Origin of the sequence: Ramlibacter sp. AN1133, assembly GCF_037890035.1 — a bacterium.
GTDB lineage: Bacteria > Pseudomonadota > Gammaproteobacteria > Burkholderiales > Burkholderiaceae_C > Ramlibacter.
Window position 1 is genome coordinate 409,962 of the sequence record NZ_JBBKTQ010000001.1, and the last position, 20,125, is coordinate 430,086.

Below are 20,125 nucleotides of genomic sequence, written 5' to 3' on the forward strand. Positions count from 1 at the left end.
ACTTGCGGGACAGGTCCGCAGCGATGCGCTGCACCGTCCCCGACGGACCATGAGATTCCTCTTCAAGACCGGCTACGAGCAGGACATCCGCCTGGCCAGGCATGGCGGCCACGTGTTCTGGTACGGGCTGCTGCTGGTGCTGCTCGCCGCCGCGCCGCTGCTGCTGCCCGAGTACCTGCTGGCGCAGCTCACCTTCATCCTGATCTACGGCATCGTGGGCCTGGGCCTCATGCTGCTGGCCGGCTTCACGGGGCTGTTCTCGATCGGCCACGCGGCCTTCTTCGGTGTCGGCGCCTATGCGCAGGCGGTGCTCACGGGCATGGGCTGGCCGTTCCCGCTGTCGCTGCTGGTGGGCGCGACGCTCTCGGCGGCGGTGGGCGTGGTGGTGGGCCTGCCCGCGCTGCGCGTCAAGGGGATCTACCTCGGGATCGCGACGCTGTCCTTCGGCTTCATCGTGCAGGAGGTGTTCGCCCGCTGGGAGAGCGTGACCGGCGGCAACGTCGGCAAGTCCGTGGGCGCGGTGAAGATGTTCGGCTGGACGGCCGACAGCGCGCCTTCCTTCTACTTCGTCTGCCTGGTGCTCGCGGTGGCGGCGACGCTGGCCTGCGCCAACCTGCTGCGCTCGCCCACCGGGCGCGCCTTCGTCGCCATCCGCGATTCGGAGATCTCGGCGCAGAGCATGGGCATCCATCTCGCCCGCTACAAGACCCTGAGCTTCGCCATCTCCGCCGCGCTTGCCGGCGTGGGCGGCGCGCTCTATGCGCACCAGATCCGCTTCCTCTCGCCGGACCAGTTCGACATCGTGCAGTCGATCGACCTGCTGCTCATGGTGGTGATCGGCGGCCTCGGTTCGCTGCACGGGGCCTTCCTCGGCGCGATGTTCCTCATCGGCCTGCCGCAGGCGATCAGCGCGGTGAAGGACATCCTGCCCGAGGCGGTGGGCCAGGCGCCGGGCCTCAAGGCCGTCGTGTACGGGGGCGTGCTGATCGCATTCGTTCTGTTCGAGCCGCTCGGCGTGTACGGCCGCTGGGTCAAGGTGCGCACCTACCTGCAGCTGTTCCCCTTCTACCGCCGGGGCATGTTCCGGCGCCAGAAGACCTTCCAGAAATCGGAGCGGCTGCGGTGATGGCCCACCCCCGAAGCGGCCTGCGGCCGCCTCCCCCTCAAGGGGGCGCCACCAGCGGCCCGGCAAAGCCGGTTCCGCGGTGGCACGCGAATCCGGGGTCGAAATGACGGACGTGCTGCTTTCCGCCCGCAACATCGGCGTGCGCTTCGGCGGCGTGCTGGCCGTCAACGACGTCAGCTTCGACGTGCAGCGCGGCGAGGTACTGACGCTGATCGGGCCGAACGGTGCCGGCAAGACGACGGTGTTCAACCTGATCAGCCGCATCCACGACCCGAGCACCGGCACCATCTCCTTCGAGGGCAAGCCGCTCACCCGGCAGCCGCCGCACCGCATCGCCGCACTCGGCATCGCCCGCACCTTCCAGAACATCGAGCTGTTCGAGCACGCCTCCGTGCTGCACAACCTGCTGGTGGGCCGCCACACGCACCGCCGCACCGGCGTGTTCCACGACCTGTTCTTCACGCCCGGCGCGCGCGCGGCGGAAATCGATGCGCGCGAGAAGGTGGAACGCGTGATCGACCTGCTGGAGCTGCAGCACCACCGCGACGCCATGGTGGCCGGCCTGCCCTACGGCGTGCGCAAGGTGGTGGAACTGGCGCGGGCGCTGTGCACCGAGCCCAAGCTGCTGCTGCTCGACGAACCCTCCTCCGGACTGAACGTGGAGGAGACGGAGGACATGGCCTTCTGGATCCAGGACATCCGCGCCGAACTGGGCGTCACGGTGCTGATGGTCGAACACGACATGACCCTCGTCTCGCGCGTGAGCGACCGCGTGGTCGCCATGAACCAGGGCGAGGTGGTGGCCATCGGCACGCCCGCGCAGGTGCAGCGCGATGCGCGCGTCGTCGAGGCCTATCTCGGTTCGACCGACGCCGTGGCCGACCTGCGCAGGGAGGGGGTGCGATGACCTCGAACCCGCCCGCGGTGAGCGACCTGCCGGTGCTGCGCCTGTCGAACGTGGAGAGCGCCTACGGACCGATCAAGGCCATCCGCGGGGTGAGCCTGCAGGTGCGCCGCGGCGAGATCGCCACCGTGCTCGGGGCCAACGGCGCCGGCAAGACGACGATCCTGAAGACGATCTCCGGCATCCTCGATCCGCGCAAGGGCAGCATCACCTTCAAGGGCGAGGACATCACCGCGCGCGACCCGGCGGCCATCGTGCAGGAGGGCCTGTGCCACGTGCCGGAGGGGCGCGAGGTGTTCCCGCTGCTGTCGGTGCGCGACAACCTGCTGATGGGCGCCTACACGCGCAAGGACAGGGACGGCGTGGCGCGCGACCTCGAAGGCGTCTACGGCTACTTCCCCGTGCTGAGGGACCGCGCCACGCAGCACGCCGGACTCCTTTCCGGCGGCCAGCAGCAGATGCTCGCGATCTCGCGCGCGCTGATGGCGGCGCCGCACCTGATCCTGCTGGACGAACCGAGCCTGGGGCTCTCGCCCAAGCTCACGAAGGAGATCTTCGAGATCGTGGTGCGCATCAACCGCGAGCGCGGCACCACCATCCTGCTGGTGGAGCAGAACGCCAACATGGCGCTGGGCACCGCCGACTACGGCTACGTGCTGGAGAACGGCCGCATCGTGATGGAAGACACCTGCGCGCGCCTGCGAGAGAAGGAGGACATCCGCGAGTTCTACCTCGGCCTGAAGGAAGCCGGCGTGCGCGGCGAGCGGCGCTGGAAGAAGAAGAAGAACTGGCGCTGACGATGAAGAAGCTCTGGGACCTCTCGGCGATCCGCCCCGTGGCCGCCAGCGTGCTGGACGGCGACACCATCCCGGCGCTGTTCTGGAACGCGGTGGCGCGGCGCGGACCCCAGGTGTGGATGCGCCAGAAGGAACTGGGCATCTGGCGCAGCTGGAGCTGGGAGCGCACGGGGCAAGCGGTGCGCGAGATCGCCGGCGGGCTCGTCGCGCTCGGCTTCCAGCCGCGCGACACGGCCTCCATCCTCTCCAACACCGTCGTCGAATGGGTGCTTGCCGACCTCGCGGTGCTTTCGTGCGGCGGCGTCGCCAACGGCATCTACCCCACCGACGCGCCGGCGCAGGTGCACTACCTGTGCGAGGACTCGGGCACCAGCATCCTGTTCGTGGAGGACGACGAGCAGCTGGACAAGGCCCTGGAGGTGCGCGAGCGCCTGCCGCGGCTGCGCCGCATCGTGGTGTTCGACATGGAGGGCCTGCGCGACCTGCACGACCCCATGGTGATCAGCCTGGACGAACTGCGCCACCTGGGGCGCGAGCACAACGCGCGCCATCCGGACGCGGTGGACGAGCGCCTGCGCGCGGTGCGCCCGCAAGACCTCGCCATCCTGGTCTACACCTCCGGCACCACCGGCAAGCCCAAGGGCGCGATGCACTCGCACGCCGGCCTGGTCTACACCGTGCGCGGCTACAACACGCTGATCGCCCGCACCGAAGCCGACGAGTGCATGTGCTTCCTGCCCCTGTGCCACATCGCCGAGCGGCTGGGCGGCGAGTACTTCTCGCTCTACACCGGCGCGAAGCTCAATTTCGTGGAGAACCCCGAGACGGTGCCGGAGAACGTGCGCGAGATCCAGCCCACCGTGCTCACGGCGGTGCCGCGCGTGTGGGAGAAGTTCTATTCCGGCGTGACGATCGCCCTGAAGGAAGCGGGGCGGCTGCAGCAGGCGGCCTATGCCTGGGCGATCGGCGTCGGGGCGCGCGTGGCGCAGAAGGTGCTGGCGGGCGAACGCGTAGCGCCGTGGCTGAAGCTGCGCTTCGCAGCGGCCGACCTGCTGGTGCTGGCCAACGTGCGCAAGATGATCGGCATCTCCCGGGCGCGCTTCCTCGTGACGGGCGCCGCCCCGATCTCGCCGGAACTGGTGCGCTGGTACCTCGCGCTGGGCGTGCCGATGCTGGAAGTCTGGGGCATGACGGAGACCTGCGGCGCGGCCACCGGCATTCCGCCCACGCGGATCAAGCCGGGCTCGATCGGCCCGGCGGCCTCGTACAACGAGGTGCGCATCGCTCCCGCCACGGGGGAGATCCAGGTCAAGGGACCGAACGTGTTCGTGGGCTACCTGAACCAGCCGGAGAAGACGGCGGAGACCTTCACCGAGGACGGCTGGCTGCGCACCGGCGACGTCGGCGCCGTCGACGCGGACGGGTTCTTCCGCATCACCGACCGCATGAAGGACATCATCATCACCGCCGGCGGCAAGAACGTCACGCCCAGCGAGTTCGAGAACGAGCTGAAGTTCTCGCCCTACATCACCGATGCGGTGGTGATCGGCGACCGCCGGCCCTATCTCACGGCGATCGTCATGATCGACCTGGAGAACGTCGAGAAGTACGCACAGGACCACGACGTGCCCTTCTCCAACTACGCCAGCCTCACCCGCGCGCCCGAGGTGCAGGCGCTGATCCAGTCCGAGATCGACCGCATCAACCGCAAGTTCGCGCGGGTGGAGCAGGTCAAGCGCTTCTTCCTGCTGGACACCCAGCTGTCCGCCGAGGACGAGGAGCTCACGCCCACCATGAAGCTCAAACGCAGGCTCGTGCAGCAGAAGTACGCGCCGCAGATCGAAGCCATGTACGCCTGAAGGAGAAGAGAGATGAAATTCGCATCCGCCCTGGCGCTCGCCGCCGCACTCACCTGCAGCGGGGCGCTCGCGCAGCAGCAGGGGGTCTCGAAGAACGAGATCCTGATCGGCACCATCCAGGACCTCTCGGGGCCGATCGCGGCCTTCGGCAAGCAGGCCCGCATGGGCATGCAGCTGCGCGTCGACGAGATCAACGAACAGGGCGGCATCCAGGGCCGCAAGCTCAAGCTCGCCGTGGAAGACTCGGCCTACGACCCGAAGAAGGCCGTGCTGGCGGCGCAGAAGCTGGTGAACCAGGACAAGGTGTTCCTGATCGCCGGCCACATCGGCACGGCGCAGAACATGGCGGCGATGCCGGTGCAGTTCGAGAAGAACATCGTCAACTTCATGCCGATCACCGCGGCGCGCGAGATGTACGAGCCGCTGCACAGGCTGAAGTACTCGTTCGCGGCCACCTACTACGACCAGATCCGCACCGCGCTGCCCAAGCTGGCGAAGGAGAAGAACGCCAAGAAGGTCTGCACGCTGTACCAGGACGACGACTTCGGCCTGGAGGTGCAGCGCGGCGCCGAGGCCGGACTGAAGTCCATCGGCATGGACGTCGCCGAAAAGACGACCTACAAGCGCGGCGCGACCGACTTCTCCTCGCAGGTGGCCAAGCTCAAGTCCTCGGGCTGCGAGGTCGTGGTGCTGGGCACCATCATCCGCGAGACCATCGGCGCGATCGCCGAGGCGCGCAAGACCGGGTACAACCCGACCTTCCTCGGCTCCAGCGCGGCCTACACGGACCTGATCCACAAGCTGGGGGGCAAGGCCGTGGACGGCTTCTACGCCACGATGACGGTGCAGCACCCCTACCTCGACGAAGCCTCGCAGCCGATCCGCTTCTGGGCCAACAAGTACAGGACGAAGTTCAACGAGGATCCGACCGTCTTTTCCGTCTACGGCTACATCATTATCGACCAGTTCGCCAAGGCGGCGCAGAAGGCCGGGCCCGGCCTCACGACCGACAGCTTCATCAAGGCGATGGACAGCATGACCTTCGAGCCGGACATCTTCGGCAGCCCGGTCTCCACCTACACGGCCACCAAGCGCCTGGGCAACCAGCTCTCGCGCCTGTCGCAGATCCAGGACGGCCGCTGGAAGGTCGTGTCCGACTACGTGCGGCCTTGATGCCTTAACCCTCTCCCCTCCGAGATGGGTTGATCTGCAAGCGGCAACCTGCTTGGTGAGCTGTGCCGGGTGCACATCGCGCCACTCGGGCCGGACCAGCCCGTGTCTGTGTCCGTCTCACCGACTGTCCCCCGGCGCCCTCGATTGTTGATAAGCTCGACTGGATGAGCGCGCCGAACCCACTGAAGAGCCCGGAACTGGAGTTCAAGTCGCTGCTGCTGCTCGTGCTCGTGGCGACGGTGCTGTTCCTGCTGATCATCTGGCCCTTCTTCGGCGCCGTGTGCTGGGCGGTCTTCATCTCGATCGTGTTCTGGCCGATGCAGCAGCGCTTCGTGCAGGGCAGCCACGGCCGCCGCAACATGGCGGCGCTCGGATCGCTGACGGTGACCCTGCTGATCGTGATCCTGCCGCTGGCGATGATCATCGCCTCGATCACGTCCGAAGCCTCGGTGCTGGTCGAGAAGATGCGCTCCGGCGAGATCCAGCTGGCGCAGTATTTCCAGCGCATGCTCGACGCCCTGCCCGACTGGGCGCGCTCCATGCTGCGGCGCTTCGGCATGGGCGATCTCGCGCCGCTGCAGCAGAAGCTGCTCGCCACGCTCAGCACCAGCGGCCAGGTCCTGACCAGCCGCGTGGTGGGCATCGGCCAGGTCACGCTGGACTTCATCGTGGCCTTCTTCGTCATGCTGTACATGCTGTTCTTCCTGTTCCGCGACGGCGAGCAGCTCACGCAGTCGATCGCGCGCGCGATCCCGCTGCACCCGCAGCACACGCGGCGCCTGCTGACGCAGTTCGCGACGGTGGTGCGCGCGACGGTGAAGGGCAACATCGTCGTGGCGCTCGTTCAAGGCGCGCTGGGCAGCCTCGCGTTCTGGGTGCTGGGGCTGCCCGGGGCGATGCTGTGGGGCGCCGTGATGGCGCTGCTGTCGCTGCTGCCCGCCGTCGGCGCCGCGATGGTGTGGGCGCCGATCGCGCTCTACTACATCTTCACCGGCGCGCTGTTCAAGGGCGTCGGCCTCGCGATCTGGGGCGCCTTCGTGATCGGCCTGGTCGACAACGTGCTGCGCCCCATCCTGGTGGGCAAGGACACGCGGATGCCGGATTACCTGGTGCTGGTGACCACGCTGGGCGGCATCGTGGTCTTCGGCCTGAACGGCTTCGTGATCGGCCCGGTGATCGCGGCGGTGTTCCTGGTGAGCTGGGAGATGCTGGCCTCGGCGCGCCAGCAGACGACGATCCCGCCGCAGTGAGGCGGCGACGCAGCGCCGGGGTTGCGCTGCGCTCCACCTACCGACGCGCCGGCGTGGGGGTTCAGGAGATGATGTACGCGCCGGCGCCGCTGGCGAGCAGCTTGCCGTCCGGGCCCAGGAATTCCATGCGCGTGCTGGCCACGCGGGAGCCGAGGCGCAGCACCTCGGCCTGCAGCACGAAGTGCTCGCCGATGGCGGGACGCAGGTAGTCGATCCGCAGGTCGATCGTGCCCAGCTTGCCGAAGCGCTGCAGCCGCACCGACGGCGGCTCGTCCATGTGGCGCGCGCCGACGGCGGCCATGACGGCCAGCCCGCCCATCGCGTCGAGCCCCGCGCTGATCACGCCGCCATGCACGCGGTTGAACAGGTAGTGCCCCACCAGCTCCGGCTTCATCGCGATGCGGCCCGTGACGCGGTCGGGCAGCATCGACACGACCTGCAAGCCGAGCACGCGGTTGAACACGATCTTCTCCTCGAAGATCGTGCGCAGGCCGGTGACGAAGTCCTCCTCGAACTCCAGCGGGGGAACGGCGGGCGGGTGGCGGGTCATGGGGCCCATTGTCGCGCAGCACGGGCGACGGGCGCGGCGGGGTCTTGCGGCTTCATGCCGCCTCGAAGGTGACCAGCACCTGCGCGGTCGCGACCTGCTGGCCCGGCTGCACGTGCAGGCTGCGCACCGTGCCGTCGCGCGCCGCGCCCAGCGCGTGTTCCAGCTTCATCGATTCGACGACGACCAGCGTCTCGCCCTTGCGCACGGCGCTGCCCGGCGTCGCGTGCACGGCGATCACCTTGCCGTTGAAGGGCACGCGCAGCTCGTTGACGGCAGCCGCAGCGGCGGCGCCCACCGGCGGGTCGTAGGAGGCGTCTTCCAGCACCAGGTCCACGGTGCCGGCCTGCACGTGCCAGCGGCCCGGCCCCAACGGCGCGAGCTGCGCCACGGGCGGCGTCGTACCCGCGGCCTCGCAGACCGGCAGGTCCAGCAGGTCGCCGTGGTGCCGCACGCGCGAGGGCCGCGGGAAGGGCGAAGCGAGCGCGCTCGCCGCACCCTGCGGCAGCAGCAGCGCGAGCGCCGCCTCGGGCACGGCGTGGAATTCCTCCGCCGCCAGTTCGCCGCGGATCGCGTCGCCATGCCGCGCGAGGAAGTCGACGTGCGCATGGCCCGCCGCGAACTCGGGATGCCGCAGGCAGGCCGCCAGCAGGCGCCGGTTGGTGGGCACGCCCAGCACCTTGAGCGCTTCCAGCGCGCTGAGCAGCCGCGCGATGGCCTGGGCGCGCGTCGCGCCGTGCGCGACCAGCTTGCCCAGCAGCGAGTCGTACCAGGGCGTGATTTCCACCCCCTCGAACAGCGCGTGGTCGAAGCGCAGGCGGGCACCGGCGCCGCGCGCCTCGCTGGCCGCGGGCGCCCGGAACAGCTGCACGCGGCCGGTCTGCGGCAGGAAGGCCTCGTCCTCGGCGCACAGGCGCACCTCGATCGCGTGCCCCTGCAGGTTCAGGTGTTCCTGCCGGTACGGCAGCCGCTCGCCGCTGGCGATGCGCAGCTGCCATTCGACCAGGTCGAGGCCGCTCACCATCTCGGTGACCGCATGCTCCACCTGCAGCCGCGTGTTCATCTCCATCAGCCAGAAGCGGCCGTGCTCGTCGACGAGGAACTCCACGGTGCCCACGCCGGTGTAGCCGGCCGCGCGCGCGAGTTCGACCGCGTGCGTTCCCATGCGTTCGCGCAGCGACGCATCGACCGCGGGGCTGGGCGCTTCCTCGATCAGCTTCTGGTGGCGGCGCTGCACCGAGCAGTCGCGCTCGCCCAGGTGCAGGCAACGGCCGTGCATGTCCGCGATCACCTGGATCTCCACGTGGCGCGGGCGCGGCAGCGCGCGCTCCAGCAGCAGTTCGCCGTTGCCGAAGGCCGATTGCGCCTCGGAGCGCGCGGCCTGCAAGGCGGCGGGGAGCTGCGCCATGTCGGTGACCAGCCGCATGCCGCGGCCGCCGCCGCCGGCGCTGGCCTTGACCATCACCGGAAAGCCGATGTCGCGCGCGGCGGCGAGCAGGCGCTCGTCGGACTGGTCTTCGCCGTGGTAGCCGGGCAGGCAGGGAATGCCGCGCGCGTAAGCCATTTCCTTCGCGCGGGCCTTGCTGCCCAGGGCGCGCATCGCGTCCGGGCCCGGCCCGATCCAGGTCAGGCCGGCATCGGCCACCGCCTGCGCGAAGTCGGCGTTCTCGCTCAGGAAGCCGTAGCCGGGGTGCACGGCGTCGGCACCGGAGGACCGTGCCGCGGCCAGCAGCTTGTCGATGCGCAGGTACGAATCCGCCGCGGTGCTGCCCCCGAGCGGGCGCGCCTCGGTGGCTTCGCGCACGTGCAGCGCATCGCGATCGGGGTCGGACCAGACGGCGACCGTCTCCAGCCCGAGCCGGTGCGCGGTGCGGAAGATGCGGCAGGCGATCGCACCGCGATTGGCAACGAGGATGCGGCGCAGCTTCATTCCGGTGCGGGGCGCCGCTTGGCAATGCCCATCAGCCTGGCCAGGATGCCCAGCATCACTTCGTCGGCACCGCCGCCGATGGAGGCCAGGCGCCCGTCGCGGTACATGCGCGAGACCTTGTTCTCCCACGTGTAGCCCATGCCGCCCCAGAACTGCAGGCAGGTGTCGGGCACCAGGCGGTTCAGTCGCCCGGCCTTGAGCTTCGCCATCGAGGCGAGCTCCAGCACGTCCTGGCCCTGCACGTACAGGTCGCAGGCCCGGTAGGTGAGCGCGCGCAGCGCCTCCACCTCGGTCTTGAGTTCCGCCAGCTTGAACTGCACCCACTGCTGGTCGGCCAGCGTGGCGCCGAACAGCTTGCGCTCCTGCGCCCATTCGATCGTCCACTGGATGCAGTTGGACAGCGACACCAGGCAGCTCGCCGCCGCCCACAGGCGCTCCTCCTGGAACTGCTGCATCTGGTAGATGAAGCCCTGCCCCTCCTCGCCGATGCGGTAACGCTGCGGCACGCGCACCTCGTCGAAGTAGATCAGGCCGGTGTCGCTGCTGTTCATGCCGATCTTGCGGATCTTGCGCGCCACCTCGATGCCGGGGCGCAGCTTGCCGCCTTCCCGCATCGGCACGATCACCAGGCTCTTGTTCCTGTGCACCGGCCCTTCGCCGGTGTTCACCAGCATGCACATCCAGTCGGCCTGCAGGCTGTTGGTGATCCACATCTTCTGGCCGGTGATCACATAGTCGTCGCCGTCCTTGCGCGCCCGGCTCTTGATGCCCGAGACGTCGCTGCCCGCGCCCGGCTCGCTCACGCCGATGCAGGCCACCATGTCGCCCGCGATGGCGGGCGCGAGGAACTCGCGCCGCAGTGCGTCGCTGCCGAAGCGCGCCAGCGCCGGCGTGGCCATGTCGGTCTGCACGCCGATGGCCATGGGCACGCCGCCGCATTCGACGTGGCCGAGGGCCTCGGCCATCGCCATCGAGTACGAATAGTCCAGGCCGGCGCCGCCGTAGTCCTCCGGCTTGGTCAGCCCCAGCAGCCCGAGTTGCCCCAGGCGCTTGAACACCTCGTGGGCCGGGAAGATCTCCGCCGCCTCCCATTCGTCGACGTGCGGGTTGATCTCCTCGGTGATGAAGCGCTTCAGGGTCTTCTGGATCTCGAGGTGTTCGTGGCTGTAGTGCATGGCGGCCTCCTCACATGCGGGCGACGCCGAACTGGATCGGCCGCAGCTGCCTCGCCTGCGCCTCGGCGATCGTGTCCAGGCAGAACGCCAGCACCGCGCGCGTGTCGCGCGGATCGATGATGCCGTCGTCCAGCAGCAGGCCCGAGGTGTGGAAGGCGTCCGCCTGCGCCTCGAACATCTCCACGATGCGGTCGTACTGGGCCTGGGCCTGCGCGCGGTCGGGCGTGGCGCCCTTGCGCGCGAGCGCTGCCTCGCCCACGATCTGCATGGTGCGCGCGGCCTGCTCGCCGCCCATCACCGCCGTGCGTGCGCTGGGCCAGCTGAAAAGGAAGCGCGGCTGGTACGCCCGGCCGCACATGCCGTAGTTGCCCGCGCCGACGGAGGCGCCGACCTGGAGGGTCAGCTGCGGCACCGTCGCATTCGTCACGGCCTGGATCATCTTGCTGCCATGCTTGATCATGCCGTCCTGCTCGCTCTGGCGGCCGACGATGTAGCCGGTGGTGTTCTGCAGGTAGACGATGGGGTGGCCGAGCTGGCACATCCACTGGATGAAGTGCGTGGCCTTGTTGGCGCCCGCCACGTCGATCGGGCCGTTGTTGCCGATGAAGCCCACGGCATGACCGGCGATGCTGCCCTGGGCGCAGACGGTGGCGGGGCCGTAGAGGGACTTGAATTCCAGCAGGCCGCCCTGGTCGACGAGACGGACCATGATTTCGCGCAGGTCGACGGGTTCGCGGAGGTTGGAGGGCATGAGGCAGAGGAGTTCCTCGCGGGCACCGGCACCCTCACCCCCGCCCTCCCGCGCAAGCGGGAGAGCGAGCGAACTCCTGGCTTCCTTGCTCTCCCGCTCGCGGGAGAGGCTCGGGGTGAGGGCCAGGTGTCCCAGCACCTCGCGCGCGATGCCCAGCGCATGCCGGTCGTCCTCCGCCAGGTACTCGCCGAGCCCCGACACCTGCGTGTGCATCTCCGCGCCCCCGAGTTCCTCCTCGGTGGCCTCCTCGCCGGTGGCGGCCTTCAGCAGCGGCGGACCCGCCAGGAAGGCGCGCGAGCGGCCGCGCACCATGATCACGATGTCCGACAGGCCCGGCATGTAGGCGCCGCCCGCCGTGCCCGAGCCGTGCTGCACGGTGATGACCGGGATGCCCGCGGCGGACAGCAGGGCGAGGTTGCGGAACAGCGCCCCGCCCTGCACGAAGGTCTCGACGCGGTAGCGCATCAGGTTGGCGCCCGCGCTTTCCACCAGGTGCACGAAGGGCAGCTTGTTCGCCAGCGCGATCTCCTGCACGCGCAGGATCTTCTCCAGGCCCATGGGCTGGATCGCGCCGGCGTCGATGCCCGAGTCGCTCGCCACCACCATGCAGCGCACGCCGGAGACGAAGCCGATGCCCGCGATCATCCCGCCGCCGGGCACCGACGCCGCGGGATCCTGCTGGTCCCGCAGGTAGCCCGCGAGGCTGCACAGGGGCAGGAAGGGCTGGCCCGGATCGAGCAGCAGGCCCACGCGCTCGCGCGGCAGCAACTGGCCGCGGCGGTCGAACACGGCGCGCGCTTCGGCCGACTTGTCGGCGGTGCGCTGCTCCAGGGCACGCCAGCGCGCGATGCGTTCCAGCATCGCCTCGCGCCGCTGCCGCGCCGGGGCCGATTGCGCATCCCAGGCGGAGCGGAAGCCAGCGCTCAATTCAGTGCCCCCACGCTTGTCACTTCGTGTACTGCGCTGCCCCCCGAGGGGGCTTTCGCGCCTTCGGGCGGCCGTGCGGCGCTCATTCCGCCCCTTCTTCCAGGTCCGGCTGCTGCGCGAACACGCGCGGCGGCTGGTAGCGATGGAAGCCGTCGAAGGGCCGCACGGCCTCGCGCTGCTGCACCTCGGCCGGCGCGGCGGCCTGGCCCCAGCCCATGCGCACCTGCGGCCGCGCGCCGTCGATGCGCAGCACCGTGCCGCTGATGAAGGACGCCGCCGGCGAGAGCAGGAACACGATGCCCGCCGCCGCTTCCGCCTCGGTGCCGAAGCGGCCCGCCGGCACCGTGGCGTGCATCGCGCGCAGCCGCGGCCCCTGGTCGGGCGGGTAATGGTCCATGCCGCTGGAGGCGATGTAGCCGGGCGCCACCGCATTCACGCGCACGCCGTACCGCGCCCATTCCAGCGCCGTGGTCTCGGTGAAGCTCACCATGCCGGCGCGCGCCGCGCCGCTGTGCGCCATGCCGGGCATCGAACCCCAGATGTCCGCGACCATGTTCACGATCGCGCCACCGTGCGCCTGCATGGACTGCACAAAGCACTCGCGCGCCATGAAGAAGCCGCCGGTGAGGTTGGTGGCCACCACCGCCTCCCAGCCCCTGGCGGTGATGCTCTCGGCCGGGCTGATGAACTGCCCGCCGGCGTTGTTGACGAGCCCGTGGATGCGGCCGTGGGCCACCACGATGGCCTGCACCACGTCCTGCACCTGCGTTTCCTCGCGGATGTCGCAGCGGTGGAAGGTGCAGCGGCCGCCGTCGGCGACGATCTCGCTGGCCACGTATTGCAGCTTCTCCAGCCTTCGGCCCAGCAGGACGACCTGCGCGCCGAGGGAGGCGAGTTCGTGCGCCGTGCAGCGCCCGATGCCCGAGCCGCCGCCGGTGACCACGACGACCTGGCCCGCGAACAGGCCCGGGCGGAAGACCGAGCGGTAGTGCGCCGTCATGGCGGGCGATGATGGCAGAGCGGCCGCGCCCGGGCAAGCACGAACATGTCAGCGGGCGTGGCGCGCACCAGGCTCAGCGCAGCTTCAGCTCGAAGCGCACCGTCGGCACGGACCAGTCCGAGAAGTCGGGCCCCAGGGCGATCTCCCCGCCATCGTGCAGCACGCACTCGTCGCGCCGCAGGGTCAGTGCCGTCGGCGCGCCCTGGAAGCGCACGCAGGTGCCGTTGCTGCTCAGGTCCACCAGCACGAAGCCGTGGTTGTGCCAGTCGATGCGCGCATGCAGGCGCGACACGCGGGGATCCGGCACCAGGAACTCCGCCTCGCGCGCCCGCCCGAGGTGCACCGGCAGCTGGTCGCCGGTGAAGATGCGCGCGTTGTCGTGGTACTCCAGCTCGATCGCGCCACCGGCGAAGCGCGGCCGCGCCGGCCGCGCCGGACTCTCGAACGCGGGGATCGTCATCATGTCGGTCGACGCGTCCTCTTCCCAGTCGATGCGGAACAGGGGGATCTCCTGCTCGCGCCCGCGGATCGGCACGATGCCCAGCGGATGGAAGCGGGTGCCGGGAGGCGGCGAACGCACCTGGTCCACGACCCCCTCGGTGGCGAGGATCTGGCGCGCTCCCGAGAGGTCCGACAGGCGCGCGGCCACGTTCACGGCGTCGCCGAAGCAGTCCCCGGCCACTTCGACCACCTCGCCGCAGGCCAGGCCCACCTGCAGCTGCAGGCGATGCACGGGGCCGTGGCGCGTGCTGCGGCGGGCGTGCTCGCGCTGCATCTGCACCCCGGCCTCGATCGCGTCCGCGCCGGCGGGGAAGATGGCCAGCACGCCGTCGCCGAGCGTCTTCACGACGCGGCCGCCGTGGGCCCGGCAGACCTCGCCGATCCAGTCGGTCAGCGCCGTGATGGTGCGGGTCGCCGCCTCGTTGCCGAACTTCTCGAACACCGCCGTGCTGCCGGTCAGGTCGGCGAACATGACGGTGGGGGTGGCGGCCATGAAAACAGTCTAACCGGGTGCCCTCCCCACGGAACGCAGGCACTGCGCCAGGTACGGCCCGGTGATGCTGGCGCGCGACTGTGCGACCGCCTCCGGCGTCCCGGCGGCCACCACCTGGCCGCCTTGCACGCCGGCGCCCGGCCCCATGTCGACCACCCAGTCGGCCTGGGCCACCACCCGCATCTCGTGTTCCACCACGACGACGGTGTTGCCCTCGTCGACCAGGCGCTGCAGCTGCAGCATCAGGCGGTCGACGTCGCAGGCATGCAGGCCGGTGGTGGGTTCGTCCAGCACGTAGAGGGTGTCGCCGCGGTGCGTGCGCTGCAGCTCGGTGGCCAGCTTGATGCGCTGCGCCTCGCCGCCCGAGAGCTCGGTCGCGGGCTGGCCCAGGCGCAGGTAGCCCAGGCCGATCTCCAGCAGCACCTGCAGGGGCCGCGCCACCTGCGCTTCGTCGGCGAAGAAGCCGGCGGCTTCTTCCACCGTCATCGCGAGCACTTCGGCGATGCTGCGGCCGTTCCAGCGGATTTCCAGCGTCTGCGCGTTGTAGCGGGCGCCGTGGCACTCCGGGCAGGGCGCGTACACGCTGGGCATGAACAGCAGTTCCACCGAGACGAAGCCCTCGCCCTCGCAGGTGGCGCAGCGGCCCTTGGGCAGGTTGAAGGAGAAGCGGCCCGGATCGTAGCGGCGCTTGCGGGCGGCCGGCGTGGCCGCGAACAGCTTGCGCACGGCGTCGAACAGGCCGGTGTAGGTGGCGAGGTTGGAGCGCGGCGTGCGGCCGATCGGCTTCTGGTCCACCTGCACCAGGCGCCGGATCGCGGCGATGTCGCCGGCCAGCCGCCCCGACCACGTGCCGTCGCGCGCCTCGGGCGCCATTTCGTCGTCGGCTTCCTCCTCCGCCGCGCCGAGGGAGCTGCCCAGGTGCTGCGCCACCAGGTCCAGCAGCGCGCGCGTGACCAGGGTGGACTTGCCGGAGCCGGACACGCCGGTCACGGCGGTGAGGCAGCCTAGCGGGATCTCCGCCTGCAGGTCCTGCAGGTTGTTGCGCGTCACGCCCTCCAGCCGCAGCCAGCCGCGCGGCGACCGCGCCGCGTTGCGCGGCAGCTTCACCTCGCCGAACAGGTGCGCCCGCGTCTGCGATTCCTCCACCCCCGCCAGCCCCTGTGGCGGTCCGCTGTAGAGGACGCGGCCGCCGCGTTCCCCCGCCGCGGGACCGACGTCCACCAGCCAGTCGGCGCGCCGCATCAGCGACAGGTCGTGCTCCACCACGTAGACCGAGTTGCCGCTGGCCTTCAGGCGCTGCAGGGCGCGCAGCAGGGCCTCGCCGTCGGCGGGATGCAGGCCCGCCGAGGGTTCGTCGAGCACGTAGATCACGCCGAACAGCTGCGAGGAAAGCTGGGTCGCCAGCCGCAGCCGCTGCAGCTCGCCGGGCGAGAGCGTCGGCGTGCTGCGCTCCAGCGACAGGTAGCCCAGCCCCAGCTCCTGCAGCACGCGCATGCGCCCCACCAGGTCCTGCGCCAGGCGTTCGGCGGCGATGCGCTTTTCCTCCGACACGCCCGAGGTCAGGCGCACGTCGGGCGCGCCGGCGTGCGCGGAGCCGCCGTGCGCGACGCGGGCTTGCGTGGCCCGGCGCGAAGCGGCGCGCGAGAGCCGGTCGCCTTCCGGCGTCACGTCCTGCAGCCGGCCCTCGGCGGCCGGCGCGAGGATGCGGGCGACGTCGTCTATCGTCAGCTGCGACAGCGCGCCGATGTCATGGCCGGCGAAAGTGACGGACAGCGCTTCGGGCTTGAGGCGCTTGCCCTCGCACACCGGGCAGGGCGTGCTCACCATGAACTGCATGACGCGCTTGCGCATCATCGCGCTCTGCGTGCTGGCGAAGGTGTGCAGCACGTAGCTGCGCGCGCTGGTGAAGGTTCCCATGTACGCGGGCTCCACCTTGCTGCGCAACGCAGCCCTGGTTTCCTTGGGCGTGAACCCCGGGTACACCGGCACCGTCGGCGTTTCGTCGGTGAACAGGATCCAGTCGCGCAGCTTGCGCGGCAGCTCGCGCCAGGGCTTGTCCACGTCGTGCCCCAGCGAGACGAGGATGTCGCGCAGGTTCTGGCCGTGCCAGGCGGGCGGCCAGGCGGCGATGGCGCGCTCGCGGATGGTGAGCGCATCGTCGGGCACCATCGAGGCTTCGGTCGCGTCGTAGACGCGGCCCTGGCCGTGGCAGTGCGGGCAGGCGCCCTGCGGCGTGTTGGGCGAGAAGTCCTCCGCGTAGAGCATGGGCTGCCCCGGCGGGTAGTGGCCGACGCGCGAATAGAGCATGCGCAGCACGCTGGAGAGCGTGGTCACGCTGCCGACGGAGGAGCGCGTGCTGGGCGTGCCGCGCTGCTGCTGCAGGGCGACGGCCGGCGGCAGGCCGTCGATCGAATCGACATCGGGCACGCCGGCCTGGTCGATCAGGCGCCGCGCGTACGGCGACACCGATTCCAGGTAGCGGCGCTGCGCCTCGGCATAGATGGTGCCGAACGCGAGCGAGGACTTGCCCGACCCCGAGACGCCGCTGAAGACCACCAGCGCATCGCGCGGCACGTCGACGTCCACGTCCTTCAGGTTGTGCTCGCGCGCGCCGCGCACCCGCACGAAGCCGCGCGGTGCGGCGGGCGATGCCTCGCGGGCGTCTTCGGCGGGCTCCGGGGTCTGTCGTTCTTTTCCCATCGAGCTGCCAAGGTAGGGGGTGCGCCGGGGACCTGCCGTGGGGAGGCGCCGGAAACTCCTGTAGGACCGGCCCCGGGCGACATTCCGCCACGAAGGTGGGGGGAAATGGCGCCCCAAGGTTGGGGATTCCCCCCCATTCCCCACCACCGGCAGGACGGTCGCTCGGCCGGTGTTTCCGGGTGTGACAGAGGCAACCGGCACCAAAGTGCCGAAGTGGCCCGCCCCTTGCTAAATCCCAGCTGCCATGGAACCCCTGCGCCGCCTCCAACGCCTGACCTGCCAGCTGCTGCTGGTGTGGTTCGCGCTGTCGGTCGGCGTCGCGGTGGCGTCCCCCGTGCTCCAGCCGCACAGCGTGGACGTGGTCTGCTCCGGCTCGGGCGCCCTGATGCCGATGCCGACGGACGACGGCAGCACGCCTTCCGCCGGCCACGACCACGACTGCCGCCTGTGCGTGGTGGTCGGCGCGCCGCCCGTTCCCCTGGTGATCGCCGCGCACGCAGCGCCGGTCGACACGCCCATCCTGCAACTGCCGGTCCCGGTTCCCAGCCAGGCACCGGTGCCCTTCCAGCAGCGCGGCCCTCCCCTTCTCTGACGCGATCAGGAACTTGAACCGCCGGCGGCGCCCCGTGCCCGCGGCGCCCATCGTCAGAGCAAGAGAGAACCGTTCATGCGCAAGAACCGCATGGCCCTGGCACTCGCCATGGCCTTCCCGATCCTCGCTGGCGCCCAGGAGGCGCCCAGCAAATCCCTCGGCGTGGTCACCATCACCGGTGGCCAGCCGACCTCGCTGCCCACGCAGATCCCCACCACCATGGAAGGGGTCACGCGCGAGCAGATCGAGCAGACCATCAATGCCACCGACAGCGAAGACGCGCTGAAGTACCTGCCCAGCCTGCTGGTGCGCAAGCGCTACATCGGTGACTACAACCACGCCATCCTCTCCAGCCGCGCCTCCGGCACCGGCAACAGCGCGCGTTCCGCGGTCTATGCCGACGGCATCCTGCTGTCCAACTACCTGGGCAACGGCGTCGGCGGCCTGAGCTTCCCGCCCCGCTGGGGCCTGGTGACGCCGGAGGAGATCGAGCGCGTCGACGTGATGTACGGCCCGTTCTCGGCCGCCTACCCCGGCAACTCCGTGGGTGCGGTGGTGGAGTACACGACCCGCATGCCGACCAGGTTCGAGGCCCATGGCAAGGCCGGCTTCCAGCTGCAGCCCTTCCAGCTTTACAACACCGACGAGACCTTCCGCTCCTGGGAGGCCAGCGCCTCCGCCGGCAACCGTGCCGGCGACTGGGCCTGGTGGTTCAACGTCAACCACACCGACAGCGAAAGCCAGCCGCTGACCTTCGCCACCCGCCTCGTGAGCCAGGGCACGCCCGGCGCCGCCGGCACGCCGGTGACGGGCGCCGTGCTCGATCGCAACAACGCCAACCAGCCCTGGTACGTGCTGGGCACGCAGACGCAGTACCACACGAAGCAGGACCACCTGAAGGCCAAGGTCGCGTACGACCTCACCGGCACGATCCGCGCGGCGTACACGCTGGGCGTGTGGCAGAACAAGTCCAGCGGCGACTCGCAGACCTACCTGCGCAATGGCGCCGGCCAGCCGGTGGCCAGCGGCGTGGTCAACATCGACGGCCGCAGCTTCCCCGCCCTCACCGGCGGCGACTTCCCGCTCACCCAGGAGAGCCTGACGCACTTCATGCACGGCCTCTCGGTCAAGAGCAACACGCAAGGCACCTTCGACTGGGAAATCGCCGCCAGCCTGTACGACTACGAAAAGGACACCAAGCGGCAGAACGGCGCGGCCAACGTGTCGCCCGGCGCGCGCACCGGCGGCGCGGGGACGATCGCCGACGGCAGCGGCACCGGCTGGAACACGCTGGGCGTGAAGGGCACGTGGCGGCCCTTCGGCCTCAAGGGCGCGCACATCGTCGATGCCGGACTGCAGCAGGACAGCTATCGGCTGGACTACGTCACCAACAGCACCACCAACTGGATCGATGCCCCGGCCGGCTCGCTGGTGAGCGACGTCGGCGGGCGGGCGCGCCTGCGCAGCGCGTGGGCCCAGGACGCGTGGGCCTTCGCCCCGGCGTGGAAGACCGTGCTGGGCGGCCGCTTCGAGCACTGGCAGGCCTTTGAGGGGCGCACCCGCATCCCCGGCGCCGGCGTCAACACCGACTGGCCCGGACGCTCCGAGAACCACTTCTCGCCCAAGGCGGCGCTGTCGTGGCAGTGGGACCGCGAGACGGTGCTCAAGGCCTCCGCCGGCCGCGCGATCCGCTTTCCCACCGTGCAGGAACTGTACGGCGCGACCTCCACCGCGAACGCCCGCTTCATCAACGACCCGAACCTGCGTCCCGAACGTTCGTGGACCATGGAACTGAGCGGCGAGCGCCCGTTCGGCGACGTGCTCGCGCGCCTGACCTTCTTCGCCGAGCGCACGCAGGACGCCCTGTTCTCGCAGACCATCTTCGATCCGGCGGCGAACCAGAACGTCACCCGCGTGCAGAACGTGGGCCGCATCGGCACCAAGGGGCTGGAGCTGGTGGCCAGCGGCAGCGACCTGTTCACGCCCGGCCTGGACCTGCAGGGCAGCGTGACCTACGCGCACTCCGTCATCCAGCAGAACGCGGGCTTCGTCGCCACGCCCGGCGACACGATCGGCAAGCGCCAGCCCAACATCCCGCGCTGGCGCGCCACCGCGCTCGCGGCCTACCACTGGAACCCGCAGCTGACCACCAGCATCGGCGCGCGCTACAGCGGCACGCAGTTCCGCACGCTGAACAACGCCGACGTCAACGGCAGCACCTACCAGGGCGTGAGCAAGTTCTTCGTGGTGGACCTGCGCGCGCAGTACCAGGTGACGAAGACGACCTCGGTGGCCTTCGGCATCGACAACGTCAACAACGACAAGTACTGGAACTTCCACCCGTACCCGCAGCGCACGTACACGGCGGAAGTGAAGGTCGACCTGTAAGGAGACGAGCGC

The 20,125-nt window shown here is 70.2% G+C and carries 15 protein-coding genes; 8 read left to right on the top strand and 7 right to left on the bottom strand.

Annotation, left to right across the window (positions count from 1 at the left end; translation table 11 throughout):
- Window positions 1–49: 49 nt before the first annotated feature.
- The 6 genes from WG923_RS01910 (at window position 50) to WG923_RS01935 (ending at window position 7,109) form a co-directional block, all read left to right on the top strand.
- Window positions 50–1,126, top strand: coding sequence for a branched-chain amino acid ABC transporter permease (locus tag WG923_RS01910; protein WP_340349214.1), 1,077 nt, complete (start codon window positions 50–52; stop codon window positions 1,124–1,126).
- Window positions 1,127–1,229: 103 nt separating this feature from the next.
- On the top strand, window positions 1,230–2,033 hold the full coding sequence (locus WG923_RS01915; protein ID WP_340349215.1) for an ABC transporter ATP-binding protein: 804 nt from the start codon (window positions 1,230–1,232) through the stop codon (window positions 2,031–2,033).
- Window positions 2,030–2,827, top strand: coding sequence for an ABC transporter ATP-binding protein (locus tag WG923_RS01920; protein ID WP_340349216.1), 798 nt, complete (start codon window positions 2,030–2,032; stop codon window positions 2,825–2,827). The genes WG923_RS01915 and WG923_RS01920 overlap by 4 nt, the downstream gene beginning before the upstream one ends.
- Before the next feature lie 2 nt (window positions 2,828–2,829).
- Window positions 2,830–4,686: an AMP-dependent synthetase/ligase gene (locus tag WG923_RS01925; protein ID WP_340349217.1), complete on the top strand. Its 1,857-nt coding sequence runs from the start codon at window positions 2,830–2,832 to the stop codon at window positions 4,684–4,686.
- Window positions 4,687–4,698: 12 nt separating this feature from the next.
- Window positions 4,699–5,859, top strand: a complete 1,161-nt coding sequence (locus WG923_RS01930; protein ID WP_340349218.1) for an ABC transporter substrate-binding protein — start codon at window positions 4,699–4,701, stop codon at window positions 5,857–5,859.
- 164 nt (window positions 5,860–6,023) lie between these two features.
- Window positions 6,024–7,109, top strand: coding sequence for an AI-2E family transporter (locus WG923_RS01935; protein WP_340349219.1), 1,086 nt, complete (start codon window positions 6,024–6,026; stop codon window positions 7,107–7,109).
- Between the two features lie 61 nt (window positions 7,110–7,170).
- On the opposite strand, the gene WG923_RS01940 is transcribed toward WG923_RS01935, so the two are convergent.
- The 7 genes from WG923_RS01940 to WG923_RS01970 all read right to left on the bottom strand — a co-directional run bounded on the left by WG923_RS01940 (window position 7,171) and on the right by WG923_RS01970 (window position 17,133).
- Window positions 7,171–7,659, bottom strand: a complete 489-nt coding sequence (locus WG923_RS01940; protein WP_340349220.1) for a thioesterase family protein — start codon at window positions 7,657–7,659, stop codon at window positions 7,171–7,173.
- 52 nt (window positions 7,660–7,711) lie between these two features.
- Window positions 7,712–9,580, bottom strand: a complete 1,869-nt coding sequence (locus WG923_RS01945) for an ATP-binding protein (protein WP_340349337.1) — start codon at window positions 9,578–9,580, stop codon at window positions 7,712–7,714.
- Window positions 9,581–9,582: 2 nt separating this feature from the next.
- A complete protein-coding gene (locus tag WG923_RS01950; protein WP_340349221.1) occupies window positions 9,583–10,761 on the bottom strand; it encodes an acyl-CoA dehydrogenase family protein in 1,179 nt (392 codons plus the stop codon).
- Window positions 10,762–10,771: 10 nt separating this feature from the next.
- On the bottom strand, window positions 10,772–12,373 hold the full coding sequence (locus WG923_RS01955) for an acyl-CoA carboxylase subunit beta (protein WP_340349338.1): 1,602 nt from the start codon (window positions 12,371–12,373) through the stop codon (window positions 10,772–10,774).
- A gap of 148 nt (window positions 12,374–12,521) precedes the next feature.
- On the bottom strand, window positions 12,522–13,439 hold the full coding sequence (locus tag WG923_RS01960) for an SDR family oxidoreductase (protein WP_340349222.1): 918 nt from the start codon (window positions 13,437–13,439) through the stop codon (window positions 12,522–12,524).
- Window positions 13,440–13,512: 73 nt separating this feature from the next.
- Window positions 13,513–14,433, bottom strand: a complete 921-nt coding sequence (locus WG923_RS01965) for an adenylate/guanylate cyclase domain-containing protein (RefSeq protein ID WP_340349223.1) — start codon at window positions 14,431–14,433, stop codon at window positions 13,513–13,515.
- Window positions 14,434–14,442: 9 nt separating this feature from the next.
- Window positions 14,443–17,133: an excinuclease ABC subunit UvrA gene (locus tag WG923_RS01970; RefSeq protein WP_340349224.1), complete on the bottom strand. Its 2,691-nt coding sequence runs from the start codon at window positions 17,131–17,133 to the stop codon at window positions 14,443–14,445.
- 244 nt (window positions 17,134–17,377) lie between these two features.
- Here WG923_RS01970 and WG923_RS01975 point away from each other — a divergent pair, with 244 nt between their 5' ends.
- Complete coding sequence (locus WG923_RS01975; RefSeq protein WP_340349225.1) at window positions 17,378–17,725, top strand: DUF2946 family protein; 348 nt, start codon at window positions 17,378–17,380, stop codon at window positions 17,723–17,725.
- 75 nt (window positions 17,726–17,800) lie between these two features.
- A complete protein-coding gene (locus tag WG923_RS01980; protein WP_340349226.1) occupies window positions 17,801–20,113 on the top strand; it encodes a TonB-dependent receptor in 2,313 nt (770 codons plus the stop codon).
- The last annotated feature ends 12 nt before the right edge of the window (window positions 20,114–20,125 follow it).